Source organism: Pseudomonas frederiksbergensis (assembly GCF_003732665.1).
In the GTDB taxonomy this organism is placed as follows: Bacteria; Pseudomonadota; Gammaproteobacteria; order Pseudomonadales; family Pseudomonadaceae; genus Aquipseudomonas; species Aquipseudomonas frederiksbergensis_G.
In genome coordinates, this window is record NZ_MOBP01000076.1 from 1 (window position 1) to 289 (window position 289).

Annotated in this window: 1 pseudogene; it reads left to right on the forward strand. The window is 59.2% G+C overall.

Going from position 1 to position 289, the window contains the following annotated elements:
- Positions 1–48 precede the first annotated feature (48 nt).
- Positions 49–289, forward strand: a pseudogene (locus tag BK665_RS33220) (DUF1266 domain-containing protein); the annotation flags it as partial.

Sequence of the window (289 nt, forward strand, 5' to 3'; positions counted from 1 at the left end):
CCAGTTTGCCGACTCCCATTCTGCCTGGTCGGCCCGGAGCTTTTTTTCATGGACGAGCTCCAACAGCGCTGGCTGTGCGCTCTTTCCGCGCAAATGGTCACCCTCAATCCCCGTGCCGGATACGAAGAGCCCGCGTTCTATTCCGGCCCGGAATATATCGACCTGCAAAGCAGCTGGGGCATGGATGACCGGACCCAATTGTTCGGCATGCTCGAAAGAATGACCGATGACGGTCACGCCACACACCTCACAGACGCGTACCGCTCATGGCAACGCTTTTTGCCCGGCG